The sequence below is a fragment of the Kitasatospora sp. NPDC002522 genome (assembly GCF_053595195.1).
Map to the genome: position 1 here is coordinate 111,843 of NZ_JBSFXE010000011.1, position 17,846 is coordinate 129,688.

A 17,846-nucleotide genomic window follows, 5' to 3' on the forward strand; every position below is an offset into this window, starting at 1 on the left:
TGCCGCACCGCGTACGGGCCGCACGGGCCATGCACCCTGGCTTGCAGGGGTGGCACACCGTATGACCCCTCCACGGTACGACGGGGAGGCCCGACTGTCCGCAGATTTACTTGGATTTCCTAGTATCTGAGACGGGGTTCACCCCGCGGCATGCGAACGGCCCCCTCGCCGCCGGGGCGAGGGGGCCGGTCAGGGCCGTCGAGGGGCCGTCAGCCGAGGTTCACCGCGCGGGCGAACTTGGCGCCGATGGCACCGGCGATCTCGGCCAGCACCTCCTGGGAGACCTCGCTGTCCACGGTGATCGAGGCCAGCGCGCCCTCGCCGTCGCGGGCGACCTGCATGCCCGCGATGTTGATGCCGGCGTCGCCGAGGATCCGGCCGAGGGTGCCGACCACGCCGGGCCGGTCCTCGTACAGGAAGAAGGCCATGTGGTCGGTGAGCGCGACGTCCACGTCGAAGGCGTCCACGCCGACGATCTTCTGGGTCTGCTTGGGGCCGGAGAGGGTGCCGGAGATCGACACCTCCTCGCCGTTGGCCAGGGTGCCGCGGACGGTGATCACGTTGCGGTGCTCGGGCGACTCGCTGGAGGTGGTCAGACGCACCTCGACGCCGCGCTCCTGCGCGAACAGCGGGGCGTTGACGTAGGACACCGTCTCCGCCACCACGTCCTCGAACACGCCCTTCAGCGCGGAGAGTTCGAGCACCTTGACGTCGTGCTGGGTGATCTCGCCGCGGACCTCGACGTCGAGCCGGACCGCCACCTCGCCGGCCAGCGCGGTGAAGATCCGGCCGAGCTTCTCGGCCAGCGGCAGGCCCGGACGGACGTCCTCGGCGATCACGCCGCCCTGGACGTTCACCGCGTCCGGCACCAGCTCGCCGGCCAGCGCGAGGCGCACCGACCGGGCGACCGCGATGCCGGCCTTCTCCTGCGCCTCGTCGGTGGAGGCGCCCAGGTGCGGGGTGGCGACCACGTTGTCGAAGCCGAACAGCGGGGAGTCGGTGCACGGCTCCTTGGCGTACACGTCCAGGCCTGCGCCGGCCACCCGGCCGTCCTTCAGCGCCCGGACCAGGGCCTCCTCGTCGACGATCCCGCCGCGGGCGGCGTTGACGATGCGCACGGTCGGCTTGACCTTGTGCAGCGCCTCCTCGCCGATCAGGCCGATGGTCTCCGGGGTCTTCGGGAGGTGGACGGTGATGAAGTCCGAGACCTCCAGCAGCTCGTCCAGGGAGAGCAGCTTGACGCCCATCTGCGCGGCCCGGGCGGCCTGGATGTAGGGGTCGTACGCGACGATCTTCATGCCGAACGCGGACATCCGCTGGGCCACCAGCACGCCGATCCGGCCGAGGCCGACCACGCCGAGGGTCTTCTCGGACAGCTCGACGCCGGTGTACTTGTTGCGCTTCCACTCGCCCTGCTTGAGCGCGGCGTTGGCGGGCGCGATGTTGCGGGCGACCGAGATCAGCAGGCCGCACGCGAGTTCGGCGGCGGTGACGATGTTGGAGGTCGGCGCGTTCACGACCATCACGCCGGCCTTGGTGGAGGCGGCGACGTCCACGTTGTCCAGGCCGACGCCGGCGCGGGCGACCACCTTGAGCTTCTTCGCGGCGGCCAGCGCCTCGGCGTCCACCTTGGTGGCGGAGCGGATCAGGATGGCGTCGACGTCGGCGATCGCGGTCAGCAGCTCGGTGCGGTCCGCACCGTTGCAGTGCCGGATCTCGAAGTCGGGGCCCAGCGCGTCGACGGTGGCGGGCGACAGCTCTTCGGCGATCAGTACGACAGCGCTTTTGGATGTCACAGTGCTCACGACAGTGTGTCCTAACTGTCCGGTTCACCCCGCCCGACGGAAGGTGGCGTACACGTGGCGGGGGAAGGTGGCATGTCGCGTAGCTAGACGCACGACGCTGTGGGCCTGACGCGTATTCGGGAGTCTATCGGCGGGATCTATACGGGACTGCTCCCGTCCGGCGAAATCACCCGGACGGGAACAGCCTTGTTGTACAAGCGGATCCGCAGAGGATCAGGCGCTCTCGTCGACCCAGCTCATCAGCTTGCGGAGCTTCTTGCCGGTGGTCTCCAGCAGGTGGTCGGCGTCCGCGTTCTTGTACTCGTTGTACTTCGGCAGACCCGCCTTGTACTCCGCGATCCAGGTGTTGGCGAAGGTGCCGTCCTGGATCTCCGCGAGGACCTTCTTCATCTCGGCCTTGGTGTCGGCGGTGATGATGCGGGGGCCGGTCACGTAGTCGCCCCACTCGGCGGTCTCGGAGACCGACCAGCGCATCTTCTCCAGGCCGCCCTCGTACATCAGGTCGACGATGAGCTTCAGCTCGTGCAGGCACTCGAAGTACGCGATCTCCGGCTGGTAGCCCGCCTCGACCAGGGTCTCGAAGCCGGCCTTCACCAGGGCGGCGGTGCCACCGCAGAGGACGGCCTGCTCACCGAACAGGTCGGTCTCGGTCTCCTCGGTGAAGGTGGTCTTGATGACGCCGGCCTTGGTGCCGCCGATGCCCTTGGCGTAGGACAGCGCCAGCTCGAAGCCCTTGCCGGTGGCGTCCTGCTCGACCGCCACGATGCACGGGACGCCGCGGCCCTCCTGGTACTGGCGGCGCACCAGGTGGCCCGGGCCCTTCGGGGCGACCATGCAGACGTCGACGTCGGCCGGCGGCTGGATGAAGCCGAAGCGGATGTTCAGGCCGTGGCCGAAGAAGAGGGCGTCGCCCGCCTTCAGGTTCGGCTCGATGGCCTCCTTGTAGACGTCGGCCTGGATCGGGTCCGGCACCAGGATCATGATGACGTCGGCCTCGGCCGCGGCCTCGGACGGGGTGACCACGCGGAGCCCGGCCTCCTGGGCGGCGGCGCGGGACTTGGAGCCCTCCAGCAGGCCGACCCGGACGTCCACGCCCGAGTCACGCAGCGACAGCGCGTGGGCGTGGCCCTGGCTGCCGTAGCCGATGACCGCGACCTTGCGGCCCTGGATGATGGAGAGGTCGGCGTCGTCTTCGTAGAACAGCTCGGCCACGGGGGCACATCTCCTTGCGTGGTGGTGGTGCCGGGGGTTCCTACCGTAGGGCCACCCGGCGGGGGTTCGGCGGCAGTGCTCAGGTTGTAAGACGCGCGCGTCAGGCGGAACGGTCGAGGGCGCGCAGCGAGCGGTCGGTGATCGAACGGGCGCCGCGACCGATCGCGACCAGGCCGGACTGGACCAACTCCTTGATGCCGTAAGGCTCCAGCATCTTCAGCATGGCCTCCAGCTTGTCCGAGGAGCCGGTCGCCTCGATGGTCACCGCGTCCGGCGAGACGTCCACCGTCTTCGCGCGGAACAGCTGGACGATCTCGACCACCTGGGAGCGGGTCTCGGCGTCGGCGCGGACCTTCACCAGGACCAGCTCGCGCTGGACCGCCTGGGACTGGTCCAGCTCGACGATCTTGATCACGTTGACCAGCTTGTTGAGCTGCTTGGTGACCTGCTCCAGCGGGAGGTCCTCCACGTTGACCACGATGGTCATCCGGGAGATGTCCGGGTGCTCGGTCGGGCCGACCGCGAGCGAGTCGATGTTGAAGCCGCGACGGGAGAACAGCGAGGCGATCCGGGCGAGCACGCCGGGCTTGTTCTCGACCAGGACGGACAGGGTGTGCTTGGACATGGTGGTCATCGCTTTCTAGTCCGTCAGTCCAGGTCGTCGCCGAAGTCGGGGCGCACGCCCCGGGCGAACAGGATCTCGTCGTTGCTGGTGCCGGCCGCGACCATCGGCCAGACCATGGCGTCCTGGTGCACGATGAAGTCGATGACCACCGGGCGGTCGTTGATCTCCATGGCCTGCTTGATCACGTCGTCCAGGTCCTCGGGGCGCTCGCAGCGCAGGCCGACGCAGCCCATCGCCTCGGCGAGCAGCACGAAGTCGGGGATCCGGGTGCCCTGCGCCGGCGGCTCGATGCCGTCGTGGTCGGGACCGGCGTGCAGCACGGTGTTGGAGTACCGCTGGTTGTAGAACAGGGTCTGCCACTGCCGGACCATGCCCAGCGAGCCGTTGTTGATGACCGCGACCTTGATCGGGATGTTGTTGAGCGCGCAGGTGACCAGTTCCTGGTTGGTCATCTGGAAGCAGCCGTCGCCGTCGATCGCCCAGACCGGGACGTCCGGCTTGCCCGCCTTGGCGCCCATCGCGGCCGGGACGGCGTAGCCCATGGTCCCGGCGCCGCCCGAGTTCAGCCAGGTGGCCGGCTTCTCGAACCGGATGAACTGGCTGGCCCACATCTGGTGCTGGCCGACGCCCGCCGCGTAGATCGCGTCCGGGCCGACCAGCTGGCCGATCCGCTCGATCACCTGCTGCGGCGACAACTCGCCGGCGGGGGCGGGCTCGTAGCCCAGCGGGTAGGTCTTCTTCCAGTCGTTGAGCTTGGTCCACCAGTCCGTGTAGTCGCCGCGGTGGCCGGCGTCGTACTCGGCCTGGACGGCGACGATCAGGTCGGCGATCACCTCGCGGGCGTCGCCGACGATCGGGACGTCCGCCGGGCGGTTCTTGCCGATCTCGGCCGGGTCGATGTCGGCGTGCACGACCTTGGCACCCGGGGCGAACGAGTCCAGCTTGCCGGTGACCCGGTCGTCGAAGCGGGCGCCCAGGGTGAACAGCAGGTCGGTCTTCTGCAGCGCGGTGACCGCGGGGACGCTGCCGTGCATGCCGGGCATGCCCAGGTGCTGCGGGTGGCTGTCCGGGAAGACGCCGATCGCCATCAGGGTGGTGACCACCGGCGCGCCGGTCAGCTCGGCGAGGATCCGCAGCTCGGTGCTGGCCTGCGCCTTGAGCACGCCGCCGCCGACGTACAGCACCGGGCGCTTGGCGTTCACCAGCAGCTTGGCGGCCTCGCGGATCTGCTTGGCGTGCGGCTTGGTCACCGGGCGGTAGCCGGGCAGCGAGGCCTCGACCGGCCAGCGGAAGACCGTGGTGGCCTGCAGCGCGTCCTTGGCGATGTCGACCAGGACCGGGCCGGGGCGGCCGGTGGCGGCGATGTGGAACGCCTCGGCGATCACCCGGGGGATCTCGGCCGGGTCGGTGACCAGGTAGTTGTGCTTGGTGATCGGCATGGTGATGCCGCAGATGTCCGCCTCCTGGAAGGCGTCCGTGCCGATCGCCTTGGTGGCGACCTGGCCGGTGATCGCCACCAGCGGCACCGAGTCCATGTAGGCGTCGGCGATCGGCGTGACCAGGTTGGTGGCGCCGGGGCCCGAGGTGGCCATGCAGACGCCGACCCGCCCGGTGGCCTGCGCGTAGCCGGTGGCGGCGTGGCCCGCGCCCTGCTCGTGGCGGACCAGGATGTGCCGGACCTTGGTGGAGTCCATCAGCGGGTCGTAGGCGGGGAGGATCGCGCCACCGGGGATGCCGAAGACCGTGTCGGCCCCTACGGCCTCAAGCGAGCGGATGAGCGACTGCGCGCCGGTCATGGTCTCGATGGTCTGCGGACCCGGAGCGTGCGCGGCCGGGTGGTCCCCGCGGCGGGGGGTTGCGGCGTGCTCAGTCATCTGCCTGTCTCTTCTCGGGTTCTGCCGGCCCGGGCGGCGGAGGGTCCTGGACCGGTCTCCGGCTCTGCCTCAATCGTCCGGATTTCAGGTGGTTGAGGCCAGTGGTCTCGCGGTGATCGAACAGCGTTCGTGCAACAAAAAACCCCTCGAGCCACGAGGCATGCGAGGGGGAGGCGCGTCGGGCTGCTTCAGCCGACGCGCCCGCCAAGTACGAGAATTCGGGTGCGCATGGCACCGACCTTCCTCCCACGCAGTGGGGGGTGTCAAGCTGGTGGGACCGCCGTCTCACCATGCGGGCCCCCGCTCGGACCCCCCACGGTGTGCCGTTGCGGCAGGTCGAGGGGGGTGTGGAGGTGCCCGGCGCGGCCCGGCGCGGGGTCCGTTCGGCCACCCGATCGAGCGTCCGGCGGGATCAGCGAGCGGCGGCCGGACAGGCCCGGACCCGGCCGCGGCACCGGGTAGCCGCGGCGCAGCAGGGCGCGGCGCAGCCGCAGTTCGTCCAGCGGCCGGTCGAAGGCCAGGCCCTGGCCGTGCCGGCAGCCGAGTTCCTGGAGCACCGCGACCTGCCGCGGGTGGTCCACCCCGTCCGCGCCGGTGACCAGTCCGAGGTCGCGGCCCAGGCGCAGCGCGTGCCCGGCCAGCGCCCGGGTCAGCGTGGAGTCGGCGAGGTCCTGCACCAGGCTGCGGTCCAGCTTCAGCGCGTCGAACGGCAGCCGGGCCAGCGCCCCGAGCGAGCCGCCGCCGGCCCCGAACCCGGCCAGCGCGGTGGACACCCCGAGGCGGCGGAACGCGGCCAGCCGGCGGCCGAGTTCGTCGGCCAGCGCGTCCGGCCCGGTCCGCGCCACCTCCAGGACCAGCAGTTCGGGCGGCAGCCCGGTGTCGCGCAGCGCCCCGGCCAGCGTCTCGTACATGCCGGGCGCGCAGAGCCGCTCGGCGGCGAGCCGCACGGTGACCGGGACGGGCGGGGCGGCCGGGCCGTCGGCGCGGCGGCGGGCGGCCGCGGCGACCGCCTCCTGCAGCAGCCAGCGGGCGAAGCGGGTGGCGGCGTCCCCGGTGTCGGCGGTGCGCAGGAACTCGGCGGGGGTGAGCAGCAGTCCCTCGGCGGAGCGCCAGCGGGCCTGCGCCTCGATGCCGGTCAGCCGGCCGCCGGCGAGTTCCACCACGGGCTGGTGCAGCAGCGTGAACGAGCCCTCCCGGACGGCGGCGCGCAGCCGTTCCTCGAGTTCGCTGCGCCGGTCGAGTTCGGCGCGCATCGCCGGGGAGTAGAGCACCACCCGGCCCTTGCCGCGGGACTTGGCCTGGTACATCGCCAGGTCGGCGTTGCGCAGCAGTTCGTCGGCGGCGCTGTCGGAACGGCTGCCACCGCACTCCGGGCCGCCGGCGCGGTCGTCGGCGGGCGCGGGTTCGGGGACCGGCACCGCGACGTCCGGGCCGAAGGCGATGCCGATCGAGGCGGCCACGCCGAGTTCGGTGCCGCCGATCCAGTACGGCTCGGAGAGCGCGCCGCGGATCCGTTCGGCGAGGTCGCGCACCTGCGGGTGGCCGAGCCGGCCGCGCACCAGCACCGCGAACTCGTCGCCGCCGAAGCGGGCGACGGTGTCCTCCGCGCGCACCGCGGACTGCAGCCGTCGGGCGGCCTGCACCAGCAGTTCGTCGCCGACCTGGTGGCCCGCGGTGTCGTTGACCGCCTTGAAGCCGTCCAGGTCGAGGAAGAGCACCGCGACGGCGGTGCCGACCGGGCCCTGGGCGGAGAGCGCGGCCCGCACCCGGTGCGCGAACAGTGCCCGGTTGGGCAGGTCGGTGAGCGGGTCGTGGAACGCGTTGTGCTGCAACTGGGCCTGCAGGCGCACCCGTTCGGTGATGTCGCGGCTGTTCAGGATCAGCCCGTCGCGGTACGGGTTGACGGTCGACTCGACGTGCAGCCAGCCGCCGTCGCCGGAACGGATCCGGCACTCCACCCGGGCCGAGGGCTCGCTGCTGGTGAACCGGCCGGGGGACTTGGCGCGGGCCAGGATCCGGCGCACCTCGGACAGCACCCGGTCGACGTCCTCGGGGTGCACCAGGTTGAGCAGGTTGCCGTCGACCAGCTCCCGCGGGTCGCGCCCGTAGACCCGCAGCGCGGCCGGACTGACGTAGGACAGTGCCCCGGACGGTCCGGCGATCATGATGACGTCGCTGGAACCCTGCACCAGGGAGCGGAAGTGCGCCTCCTTGGTGGAGAGTTCCTGCGCCAGCGAGAGGTTGTCCAGCAGCATCACGCCCTGCCGGATGATCAGCGCCAGGCCGACGGTGCTGGCCGCGGCGAGCATCACCCGGTCGATCGAGCGGCCGCCCAGCGCGTTGTAAGTGATGGCCGCGGTGCAGACCGCGGCGGCGGCGTACGGGGTGAGGGCGCTGAAGGTGGAGGCGACCCGGCGGCGCGGCAGGCCCTGGGTGGAGGGGTGTTCGCGGCTCGGGCGGCGGCTGTGCGACCAGGGCGCCCAGGCGAGCAGCAGCGAGCCGGCGAACCAGCCGGCGTCGAGGAGTTCGCCGGAGTGGTAGTCGCTGTGGAACTGCGGGGTGGTGAACAGCGCGTCGCAGACCACGGTGAGGGCGAGGCCGATCATCGCGGTGTGCACGGCGGCGCGGTTGCCGTCCCGGCTGCGGAAGCGCAGGCCGACCACCAGGCTGACCAGCAGGATGTCGAGCACCGGGTAGCCGAGGCCGAGGGCCAGCTTCAGCGGGTCGTCGCCGTCGCCGGCCGCGACCCGGCCGAGCGCCAGGCTCCAGCTGAGCGTGAACAGCGAGCCGGCCACCAGCCAGCCGTCCAGCAGCAGGCAGAGCCAGCCGGCGGGGGTGCGCGGGCGCTGGGCGAGCACCAGCAGTCCGGTGATGGCCAGCGGGGCGAACAGCAGGAAGGCGTAGTCGGCGTAGGAGTCGGGCGGCAGCGGGGCCCGCAGCACCACCTCGTACCAGCCCCAGGCGCCGTTCCCGAAGGCCACCATGGCGGAGGAGAGGCCGAACAGCAGCCACGCCGGCCGGGTGTACCCGCCGACCGCGAGGCCGTGCGTCAGACACGAAAGGGCGGCCGCGAGGGCCGCCCCGGCGAGACCGAAGTCCCCCATCACCAGCGCGAGTTCACTGGATCCCCAGCCGAGTGCGGCGCCCACCGCGTAGGCCGCGCAGACCACCGTCAGCAGCCCTCCGACCAGCTGGCGCGGGGAGGAACGTCGAGGCAGCACCGACTCGGTGGAGTTCAATCGACATCTCCCCCTCCGGCCGACGGCCGTACCGGTGTTCCGCTTCGGACCCTACACCACTGCGGTCACGCAACGGCACGCATACTCAACTTAGAGTAATGACCCGCAGGTGGCGCGCAGCCGGATGCGGCCGGGATCGCCCGATCGGCTCAGCGATCCCACCCGATGGGCCGTCAGCTGCCTTCCGCTGCAAAGGGCTGAAGCCGGGTCAGCCGAGCGCCGGTTCGGCCTCCGGGAGGAGTCTGAGGCGGTGGGCGAGGGCGGCGGCCTCACCGCGGGAGGAGACCGCGAGCTTGGCCAGGATGTTGGAGACGTGCACGCTGGCGGTCTTCGGGGAGATGAACAGCTGCTCGGCGATCTGCCGGTTGGTGCGGCCGAGTGCCAGCAGCCCCAGGACGTCGCGCTCGCGCGGGGTGAGGCCGAAGCCCGCCTCGTCGGCGGTGGTCCGGCGCGGGGCGTCCAGGGCCAGGCCGAGCCGTCCGGCCAGCAGTTCGGCCTGCCGGGCCAGCGGCTGGTCGGCCCGCTCGCGGGCCAGCACGGCGGACTCGCGAAGCAGTTCGGCGGCGGCCTCGCGGTCGGTGGCGGCCTGCTCCTCGGCGGCGCGCAGCAGGGCCAGGTCGAGCGGGTGGGGCAGCGCGGTGGCGCGCAGTTCGGTGATCGCCCGCTCCCAGTGCGCGGCGCCGGGGCGGCCCTCGGCGCGGGCGAGTTCGCCGTCGAGCAGCGCGGCCCAGCCGCGGTCGAGCGGCTCGTACGCGGTGAGGTCGGCGGCGCGGGCGGCGATCCGGGCGAGGACGGCGGCGCGGCCGTCGGCGGCGGCGGGGAGGTGGCGCAGGTCGGCCTCGGCGCCGGCGGCGTGCGCGAGCAGCGGCAGCAGCAGGGCCTGCTTGCCGGCCGGGGTGACGCCGTCGAGGACGGCGGCGAGGCGCTCGCGGGCCAGGTCGATCCGGCCCTGGGCGGCGGCGATCTGCAGGCCGAGCTGGGCGGTGGGCAGCGCGTGCTGCGGCTGGTCGCCGTCGGCGCTGCTGCACCGGGCGGCCGACCAGTAGCGTTCGGCCTCGGCCGACTCGCCGCGCAGCAGGGCGAGTTGGCCGCGCAGCCGGTCGAGGTAGTCGCGGTGCACGTCACCGGCGTGCTGTTCCCAGTCGCCGAGGACGCCGGCCGCCTCGGCGGTGCGGCCGGTGGCGAGCAGCGCCTCGGCGAGGTTGCCGGTGAGGATCGGGCCGCTGTTGAGCAGCAGGCCGTTGCCGCGGGCGGTGTCCAGGCCGTTGCGGGCGGCGGTGACGGCCTCCTCGGCGCGGCCGAGCGAGAGCAGCAGGCTGGCCAGGTTGTTGAGGCCGCGCAGGTAGACGTCGCCGAGCTGGCCGGAGCGGTCGAGGGCCTCGGTGAGCATGGCGACGGCGCGCTCGCCCTGGCCGAAGTCGCCGAGCAGTCCGGCCAGCGTGGTGCGGGCGTGCACCTCGACGGAGGTCGCGCCGACCTCGCGGGCGATCTCCACCGCGCGTTCGGCGGTGGCGATGAGTTCGGGCACGGGGGTGCGCAGCATGCCGTGCGCGGCGTCCAGGGCGAGTGCCTCGGCCTGGATCGCGGACGGGCCGAGGTCGGCCAGCAGGCGGTGCGCGTACTGGATCTCGTCGATGCCGCCGGGGCGCTGGAGGTGGCCGAGCATCCGGGCGCGCTGCAGCCGGAACCAGGCGGCGCGGGCCGGGTTGGACCGCTCGTCGACCAGGGCGAGGGCGCGGCGGGCGAGGCTCTGGCCGCGGTCGCGGTCGCTGGCCCGGCGGGCGGCGACCACGGCTTCGGCGAGCACGTCGACGATCTGCAGGCGGTCGCAGCCGTCGTGCTCGCCGGGGTCGCAGGCGCACGGCGGGTAGGTGTCGGCCCAGTCGTAGGGGCGCAGGGTGGTGGCGAGCACCTCGGCGGAGACCGAGTCCCAGAGTTCCAGCGCGCGTTCGAGCATCTTCAGCTGTTCGGCGAAGGCGTTGCGGCGGCGGGCGGCGCGGGCGGCGTCCAGGGCGGTGGGCAGCGCCCGGGCCGGGTGGTGGGCGTGGTACCAGTAGTTGGCGAGCCGGGCGGCCCGCACCTCGGCGTCGACCAGCTCGGGGTCGGCCTCCAGGGCGGTGGCGAAGCGGCGGTTGATGCCGTGCCGCTCGCCGGGCAGCAGGTCGTCGGAGACCGCCTCGCGGACCAGGGCGTGCCGGAACCGGTAGCCCTCGCCGTCGGTGTCGGGGCGCAGGATGTTGGCGCCGACGGCGGTGCGCAGCGCGGCGATCAGCGCATCCTCGCCGGGTACCGCCTGGCCGTCCACGGCGACCGCGGCGAGCAGCGCGTGCTCGATCCGGGAGCCGCCCTCGGCGGCGATCCGGACGATCCGCTGGGCGTCGTCGGGCAGCGCCTCGACCCGGACCAGCAGGATGTCGCGCAGTGGTTCGGTGAGGCCGGTCAGGCAGCCGTTCTGGTGGGCGGTGGCGAGTTCCTCGACGAAGAACGGGTTGCCCTCGGAGCGGCGGTGGATCCGCTCGACCAGCTCCCGGTCGAGGGTGTCGGTGCCCAGGATGCCGGCCAGTTGGGCGGCCACCTCGGGCCGGTCGAGGCGCTCCAGTTCGAGCCGCTGGACGCTGCGCAGCCGCTCCAGTTCGGCGAGGAAGGGCCGCAGCGGGTGACGGCGGTGCAGGTCGTCGGTGCGGTAGGTGGCGACGATCAGCACCCGGGAGCGGTGCAGGGTGCGGATCAGGTAGGCGAGCAGTTCGCGGGTGGAGCGGTCGGACCAGTGCAGGTCCTCGATGGCCAGCACCAGGGTCCGCTCGGTGCTGAGCCGCTCGAACAGCCGGGCGGTGTGCTCGAACAGCCGGGCCCGCCCGTACTCGTCGTTGGGTGCGCCGTCGGCCTCGCCGAAGTCGGGCAGCAGCCGGGCGAGGTGACCCTCCATCCCGGCCGCCGCCCGCTCCAGCTCCGGCCCGAGCTGCCGGTGCAGCCGGCGCAGCGCCCCGGCCAGCGGCCCGTACGGCAGTCCCTCGGCGCCGACCTCCAGGCAGGCGCCGAGGGTGGTGGCGACCCGGGGGCCGCACGCGCGGTCGAGGAACTCCTCGACCAGTCTGGTCTTGCCGACCCCCGCCTCGCCGCCGACCAGCAGCGCCTGCGGCTCCCCCGCCTCGGCCCGCCGCAGTGCGGCGGTCAGGAGGCCGGTCTCGCGGCCCCGTCCGACGAAGACCGGGCTGACCGATATCTGCTCCATGCCCGCGAGCATGCCATAGCCGTCGGCCGGGTCCGACCGGTTATCCCGGCTGGTCGACGGGGCGGCTTGACGGGGCATCAGGCGCAGCCGGCGGCGGCTTCCGAACGCCCGTGGGCGGAGCGGGAGCCGTCCTTCGCGGTGGCGGCGGTGCGGGCGGTGCGCAGGGTGCGGGCCAGGCGCTGCAGCGGCCCGCCGGTGGTGGCGCGGCGGACCGCCGCGGCCTCCCGGGCCAGCCGCTCGGCGGCGGCGCGGGCGTGGAGGTCCCGTTCGTGGGCCCGGAACAGCTCGTACTCGATCATCGTGGTTCCCCTCGTCGTGTGCTGGTACCAATCTCCGCTGCCAGTGGGGGTCGCCACATCGGGAGCTTGCCTGATCCTGCGGACCGTCAGCACCCTGGGCCGCGCGGGCCCGTGGGGGAAAACACCGGTGCCCGCCCCCTGACGGGGACGGGCACCTGGCGGATGCGACTAAGGCGGGGCCTTAGCCGCCCGCAGACCTACTTAGGCGAGCCGCTCCAGGCTGCGCCTGATGGTCCTTACCCGGCAAGCCGCTCCAGGATCAGGTCCTTGACCCGGGCCGCGTCGGCCTGGCCGCGGGTGGTCTTCATGACCGCGCCGACCAGCGCGCCGACCGCCTGCACCTTGCCGTCGCGGATCTTCGCGGCGACGTCCGGGTTGTCGGCGATCGCCTGGTCGACGGCCGCGCCGAGCGCCGAGTCGTCGGAGACCACGGCCAGGCCGCGCTTCTCGACGACCTGGTCCGGCTCGCCCTCGCCCGCGAGGACGCCCTCGATGACCTGGCGGGCCAGCTTGTCGTTCAGCTTGCCCTCGGCGACCAGCGCGCACACCCGGGCCACCTGGGCCGGGGTGATCGGCTGCTCGGACAGCTCGGTGCCGGTCTCGTTGGCGCGCCGCGCCAGCTCGCCCATCCACCACTTGCGGGCCTGGTCGGCGGGGGCGCCGGCCGCGATGGTCTCCGAGATCGGCTCCACCGCACCGGCGTTGAGCACCGACTGCATGTCCTTGTCGGACAGGCCCCACTCGGCCTGCAGCCGGGCCCGGCGGACCCGGGGCAGCTCCGGCAGACCGGCCCGCAGCTCCTCGACCCAGTCCCGGGACGGGGCGACGGGCACCAGGTCGGGCTCCGGGAAGTACCGGTAGTCCTCGGCGTTGTCCTTGATCCGGCCGGCCGTGGTGGAGCCGTCCTCCTCGTGGAAGTGCCGGGTCTCCTGGACGATCGTCCCGCCGTCGGTGAGCACCGTGGCGTGCCGCTGGATCTCGAACCGGGCGGCCCGCTCCACGCTGCGCAGCGAGTTGACGTTCTTGGTCTCGCTGCGGGTGCCGAACGTCGAGGTGCCGTTGGGGCGCAGCGACAGGTTGACGTCGCAGCGCATCTGGCCCTTGTCCATCCGGGCCTCGGAGACGCCCAGCGCCTTGATCAGCTCGCGCAGTTCGGCGACGTACGCCTTCGCCACCTCGGGGGCGCGGCTGCCCGCGCCCTCGATCGGCTTGGTGACGATCTCGATCAGCGGGATGCCGGCCCGGTTGTAGTCCAGCAGCGAGTACTCGGCGCCGTGGATGCGACCGGTCGCGCCGCCGACGTGGGTGGACTTGCCGGTGTCCTCCTCCATGTGGGCGCGCTCGATCTCCACCCGGAAGACCTCGCCGTCCTCCAGCTGCACGTCGAGGTAGCCGTTGAAGGCGATCGGCTCGTCGTACTGGCTGGTCTGGAAGTTCTTCGGCATGTCCGGGTAGAAGTAGTTCTTCCGGGCGAACCGGCACCACTCGGCGATCTCGCAGTTCAGCGCGAGACCGATCCGGATCGCCGACTCCACGCCGACCGCGTTGACCACCGGCAGCGAGCCGGGCAGGCCGAGGCAGGTCGGGCAGGTCTGCGAGTTCGGCTCCGCGCCCAGCTCGGTCGAGCAGCCGCAGAACATCTTGGTCTTGGTACCCAGCTCGACGTGGACCTCAAGGCCCATCACCGGGTCGTACGAGGCCAGTGCCTCCTCGTAGGAGACCAGGCTCATGACGCTCACAGCGTCCCCTTCTTCAGTCTTGGAGGTCCGTCAGCCGAGCAGCACGTCGTCGTCGCCGAGCCGCTTGAGCTCACGGACGAGGAGCGCGGTGCCGGTGATCAGGGCGGCGGCGCCGACCAGGGCGTTGACCAGCTTGAGGGTGTCGTCGTCGTCTCGGGCGCTGCGCACGTCCCTGACGATCGAGATCACGCCGAAGGCGCTGGTCCCGATGGACAGCCACAGGCCCGGCTTCGAGTGCTTCCAGCCCTTGGCCTTCTCGATCTTGCTCACAGTGCCGGTGCCTCCTCCAGCAGGGGGTGTCCCCACTTGTCGTTGAGCGCGGCCTCCACGGCGCCGCCCACGCGGTACAGGCGGTCGTCCGCCATCGCGGGGGCGATGATCTGCAGGCCGACCGGGAGATTGTCCTCCGGGGCGAGCCCGCAGGGCAGCGACATGGCCGCGTTGCCCGCCAGGTTCGAGGGAATGGTGCACAGGTCGGCCAGGTACATCGCCATCGGGTCGTCGGCGCGCTCGCCGATCGGGAAGGCGGTGGTCGGCGTGGTCGGGGAGACCAGCACGTCCACGCCGGCGAAGGCGGCGTCGAAGTCCCGGGAGATCAGCGTGCGGACCTTCTGCGCCGAGCCGTAGTAGGCGTCGTAGTAGCCGGACGACAGCGCGTAGGTGCCGAGGATGATGCGGCGCTTGACCTCGGGGCCGAAGCCGGCCTCGCGGGTGAGCGCGGTGACCTGCTCGGCGGAGCGGGTGCCGTCGTCGCCGACCCGCAGGCCGTAGCGCATGGCGTCGAACCGGGCCAGGTTGGAGGAGGCCTCGGACGGCGCGATCAGGTAGTACGCGGGCAGCGCCAGGGTGAACGACGGGCAGGACACCTCGACCACCTCGGCGCCCAGCTCGCGCAGCAGCTCGACGGCCTCGTTGAACCGCTGCATCACGCCGGCCTGGTAGCCCTCGCCGGCGAACTCCTTGACCACGCCGACCCGCATGCCGCGGATGTCGCGCATCTTCGCCGCCGCGACGACCGCCGGGACCGGCGCGTCGATGGAGGTGGAGTCCAGCGGGTCGTACCCGGCGATCGCCTCGTGCAGCAGCGCCGTGTCGAGCACGGTGCGGGCGCACGGGCCGCCCTGGTCGAGGGAGGAGGAGAACGCCACCAGGCCGTAGCGGGAGACCGAGCCGTAGGTCGGCTTGACGCCGACCGTGCCGGTGACCGCGCCGGGCTGGCGGATCGAGCCGCCGGTGTCGGTGCCGATCGCCAGCGGTGCCTCGAACGCGGCCAGCGCCGCCGAGGAGCCGCCGCCGGAGCCGCCCGGGATCCGGGTCAGGTCCCACGGGTTGCCGGTCGGGCCGTACGCCGAGTTCTCGGTGGAGGAGCCCATCGCGAACTCGTCCATGTTGGTCTTGCCGAGGATCACCACGTCCGCGTCCTTCAGACGCCGCGTCAGGGTGGCGTCGTACGGCGGGATCCAGCCCTCGAGGATCTTCGACCCGCAGGTGGTCGGCATCCCCTTGGTGGTGAACACGTCCTTCAGCGCCAGCGGCACGCCCGCGAGCGGGCCGAGCTCGGCGCCGGCGGCGCGCTTGTCGTCCACCGCGCGGGCGGCGGCCAGCGCGCCCTCGGCGTCGACGTGCAGGAAGGCGTTGACCTTCTTGTCGACCGCGTGGATGCGGTCCAGGTGGGCCTGGGCGACCTCGACCGCCGAGACCTCGCCGGTGGCGATCGCGGCAGCCGTCTCGGCCGCCGTGTACTTGATCAGCTCGGTCATCTCGGTCAGTCCTCCCCGAGGATCTGCGGCACGCGGAAACGCTGGTCCTCGCTGGCGGGCGCGCCGGAGAGCGCCTGCTCCGGGGTCAGCGACGGTCGCACCTCGTCCGCCCGCATCACGTTGGTCAGCGGGAGCGGGTGGGAGGTCGGCGGGACGTCCTGTCCCGCGACCTCGGAAACGCGGGCGACCGCGCCGATGATCACGTCGAGCTGCTCGGCGAAGTGGTCCAACTCCTCCGCCTGCAACTCCAGACGCGACAGCCGGGCGAGGTGGGCGACCTCCTCGCGCGTGATGCCAGGCATGCAGCGATCCTCAAGGGTGAGTTCTGGGAGACCGGGCGGCCCTGGGCGCACCCGTCCTTTCGGTCTGGGGACCCATCCTATGGGGCGGAAGGGGTTGCTCACTGCGGGCAACCTCCCCAGTGCGGCTCAGCGCGGCAGCGTCTCCACCGGCGGGGCGTCCGTGCGGTGCACCAGCAGCCACGCGGTGGCCTGGTCGGCGGGGAGGGCGGCGGAGACCAGCCAGCCCTGGACGGCGTCGACCCCGAGGTCGTGCAGTCGCTCCCAGGTCTCGTCGTCCTCGACGCCCTCGGCGACGACGGTGAGGCCCAGGGAGTGGGCGAGTTCGACCGAGCAGCGGACCACCGCGGCGTCGTGGTCGTCGGCGACCATCCGCGAGACGAAGGACCGGTCGATCTTCAACTCGCCGACCGGCAGGCTGCGCAGGCGCACCAGCGAGGAGTGCCCGGTGCCGAAGTCGTCCAGCGACATCCGCACGCCGTAGCGGCGCAGCTCGGCGAGGGTGTCGGCGGCGCGTCGGGAGTCGTCCAGCAGCAGCCGCTCGGTGATCTCCAACTGGAGCGCGTCGGCGGGCACCTGGTGGCGGGTGAGGTGTCCGGCGACCCGGGCGGCGAAGCCCGGGTTGAGGACGTCGCGCGGCGAGACGTTGACGGCGACCGGCACCATCAGTCCCTGGTGGCGCCAGCGGGCGAGCTGGCCGACGGCGCTCTCCAGCACGTAGTCGGTGAGCCGCGGCATCAGGCCGGAGGACTCGGCGAGGCTGATGAACTCGTCGGGCGGGACCCGGCCCTGGCCGGCCCGGTCCCAGCGGACCAGTGCCTCCAGGCCGACCACCCGGCCGTCGAAGGCGACCTTGGGCTGGTAGTGCAGGTGGACCTCGTTCATCTCCAGCGCCCGCCGCAGGTCGCCGAGCAGGCCGATCCGGTACGGGGTGTCGATGTCGCGGGCCTCGTCGTAGCTCTCGACGCCGCTGCGGCTGCGCTGGGCGTGGCCCATCGCGACGTCGGCGCGGCGCAGCAGTGACTCCGCGTCCTGGGCGTGCGTCGGGTAGACGCAGACGCCGGCGCTGGCCTCCAGGACGAGCAGCAGACCGTCGAGGCGGATCGGCGCGGCGAGTTCGGCGATCAGCGCCTTGGCCACCCCTTCAAGCACCTCGGGGCTGCCGACGCCGGGCAGCAGCACGGCGAACTCGTCGCCGCCCATCCGGGCCACCACCGGGCGTTCGCCGCGGCGTACCGGCGGGGGCAGCACGTTGCCGTCCTCGCCGTCCTTGGGGTGGCTGGTGCCGGAGCGCAGCGCGCGGTGCAGGCGGCGGGCGATGTGCACCAGCAGCCGGTCGCCGGCGGTGTGGCCGAGCGCGTCGTTGAGCGAGCGGAACCGGTCCAGGTCGAGCAGGACCAGCCCGACGCTGTACCCGGGCTCGCTCTCGTGCCGGGCCAGCGCCTCCTGCGCGGCGATCAGCAGCGCCTGCCGGTTGGGCAGGTCGGTGAGCGGATCGGTGAGCTGGTCGCGGGCCCGGTCGCGGGCGATCCGCCAGGCGGCGACCAGCACCGCCAGCGGGACCGCGAACAGCGGCAGCAGTTCGGGTTCGTAGCGGTACACCAGGACGGCCAACGGGATGAGCGGCGCGGCGCCGGCCAGCAGCACGCCGAGCAGCAGGACCGCCCCTGCCACCCCCTGCGGCGGGCGTGTGGGCGCGCCGCCGGTCGAACGATCCATAAGCCCAGTCCTCCGTCGGGCCCGCCCCCGCCGGGCCGCCTCA

Annotated in this window: 12 protein-coding genes; all 12 read right to left on the bottom strand. The window is 72.7% G+C overall.

Features of this window, described 5'->3' with window-relative positions; genetic code table 11:
* Positions 1-209: 209 nt before the first annotated feature.
* Positions 210-1,796 (bottom strand): phosphoglycerate dehydrogenase, encoded by a 1,587-nt coding sequence (gene serA, locus ACWD4U_RS12195; RefSeq protein WP_363451041.1) that lies wholly within the window; start codon positions 1,794-1,796, stop codon positions 210-212.
* A gap of 222 nt (positions 1,797-2,018) precedes the next feature.
* The gene (gene ilvC / locus ACWD4U_RS12200; protein ID WP_363450883.1) at positions 2,019-3,017 is read right to left on the bottom strand and encodes a ketol-acid reductoisomerase; all 999 of its coding nucleotides are present in this window, start codon (positions 3,015-3,017) and stop codon (positions 2,019-2,021) included.
* A gap of 100 nt (positions 3,018-3,117) precedes the next feature.
* Positions 3,118-3,642, bottom strand: coding sequence for an acetolactate synthase small subunit (gene ilvN, locus ACWD4U_RS12205; RefSeq protein WP_363451043.1), 525 nt, complete (start codon positions 3,640-3,642; stop codon positions 3,118-3,120).
* Positions 3,643-3,665: 23 nt separating this feature from the next.
* Positions 3,666-5,516 carry an acetolactate synthase large subunit gene (locus ACWD4U_RS12210; RefSeq protein WP_363450885.1) on the bottom strand — a complete coding sequence of 617 codons (1,851 nt, stop codon included), beginning with the start codon at positions 5,514-5,516 and terminating at the stop codon, positions 3,666-3,668.
* A 263-nt stretch (positions 5,517-5,779) separates the two neighbouring features.
* Positions 5,780-8,755 (bottom strand): putative bifunctional diguanylate cyclase/phosphodiesterase, encoded by a 2,976-nt coding sequence (locus tag ACWD4U_RS12215; protein WP_363450887.1) that lies wholly within the window; start codon positions 8,753-8,755, stop codon positions 5,780-5,782.
* Between the two features lie 208 nt (positions 8,756-8,963).
* Positions 8,964-11,987 carry a helix-turn-helix transcriptional regulator gene (locus tag ACWD4U_RS12220; RefSeq protein WP_363450889.1) on the bottom strand — a complete coding sequence of 1,008 codons (3,024 nt, stop codon included), beginning with the start codon at positions 11,985-11,987 and terminating at the stop codon, positions 8,964-8,966.
* A 77-nt stretch (positions 11,988-12,064) separates the two neighbouring features.
* On the bottom strand, positions 12,065-12,286 hold the full coding sequence (locus ACWD4U_RS12225; protein ID WP_363450891.1) for a hypothetical protein: 222 nt from the start codon (positions 12,284-12,286) through the stop codon (positions 12,065-12,067).
* 236 nt (positions 12,287-12,522) lie between these two features.
* A complete protein-coding gene (gene gatB, locus ACWD4U_RS12230) occupies positions 12,523-14,025 on the bottom strand; it encodes an Asp-tRNA(Asn)/Glu-tRNA(Gln) amidotransferase subunit GatB (RefSeq protein ID WP_363450893.1) in 1,503 nt (500 codons plus the stop codon).
* A gap of 30 nt (positions 14,026-14,055) precedes the next feature.
* Positions 14,056-14,295 (bottom strand): hypothetical protein, encoded by a 240-nt coding sequence (locus ACWD4U_RS12235; protein ID WP_363450895.1) that lies wholly within the window; start codon positions 14,293-14,295, stop codon positions 14,056-14,058.
* Positions 14,292-15,785: an Asp-tRNA(Asn)/Glu-tRNA(Gln) amidotransferase subunit GatA gene (gene gatA, locus ACWD4U_RS12240; RefSeq protein WP_449787173.1), complete on the bottom strand. Its 1,494-nt coding sequence runs from the start codon at positions 15,783-15,785 to the stop codon at positions 14,292-14,294. Before gatA ends, ACWD4U_RS12235 begins: the two co-directional genes overlap by 4 nt.
* 5 nt (positions 15,786-15,790) lie before the next feature.
* A complete protein-coding gene (gene gatC, locus ACWD4U_RS12245; RefSeq protein ID WP_014138188.1) occupies positions 15,791-16,087 on the bottom strand; it encodes an Asp-tRNA(Asn)/Glu-tRNA(Gln) amidotransferase subunit GatC in 297 nt (98 codons plus the stop codon).
* Positions 16,088-16,213: 126 nt separating this feature from the next.
* Positions 16,214-17,803 (bottom strand): putative bifunctional diguanylate cyclase/phosphodiesterase, encoded by a 1,590-nt coding sequence (locus ACWD4U_RS12250; protein ID WP_363450897.1) that lies wholly within the window; start codon positions 17,801-17,803, stop codon positions 16,214-16,216.
* Positions 17,804-17,846 lie beyond the last annotated feature (43 nt).